This is a genomic window from Natrinema soli, assembly GCF_028618695.1.
Genome location: NZ_JAQIVI010000644.1, coordinates 1 through 857, shown reverse-complemented (window position 1 = coordinate 857; position 857 = coordinate 1). Strand labels below are relative to the sequence as shown.

Annotated in this window: 1 protein-coding gene; it reads left to right on the top strand. The window is 69.9% G+C overall.

Going from position 1 to position 857, the window contains the following annotated elements; translation table 11 throughout:
• The coding region (locus tag PGX04_RS28990; RefSeq protein WP_273741660.1) for an MFS transporter at positions 1–857 on the top strand (857 nt) is incomplete at both ends.

Genomic DNA, 857 nt, shown 5'->3' with positions numbered 1-857 from the left:
CTGTCCGGGCTCGCGCTCGGACTGCTGGTCGCAGCGCCGCAGTTGACCGGCTCGCTCCTTCGCGTCCCCTTCGGCGCGTGGGTCGAGGACGTCGGGGCGGCGAAGCCGTTCCTGGTTTTGCTCGGCGGTGCCGTCGTGGGGATGGCCGGCCTGTCGACGATTCTCGTGACCCTCGGGACCGACGGTCTGACGATGGCTCACTATCCGCTCGTCTTCCTGTTCGGCGCGCTTTCGGGCTGCGGGATCGCGACGTTCTCCGTCGGGGCCGCCCAGACGTCGTACTGGTCGCCGGAGGACCGACAGGGGACGATGCTCGCGGTGTACGCGGGCCTGGGCAACAGTTCGCCGGGAATTTTCACCCTCCTCGTCCCCGTCGCGCTCGCCGCGCTCGGCCTGACAGGTGCGTACCTCGCGTGGTTCGGCTTCCTCGTCTGCGGGACGTTCGTCTACGGCCTCATCGCCGTCGACCCCCCGTTCTTCCAGCTCCGGAAGCGAGGGCTCGAGGCCGACGCGGCGAAACGGGCGGCCGAAACGGGGGGTCAGGAGCTGTTCCCGAGCGGGGACGCGATGGCGTCGATCCGTGAGGCGGCCGGCATTCCGCGAACGTGGGTGCTCGTCGCGCTCTTCTTCGCGTCGTTCGGCGGCTTCCTCGCGCTGACGACCTGGTTTCCGTCCTACTGGACGGCCGTTCACGACCTCGACCTGCAGGCGTCCGGAGCCCTCACCGCGATCGCATTCACGCTGCTCGCGGCGCTCGTTCGCGTTCCGGGCGGCGTCATCAGCGACCGAATCGGCGGCGAACGCACCGCGATCGCGAGTTTCGTCGTCGTCGGCGTCGCCGCGGCCGTCCTGATGGC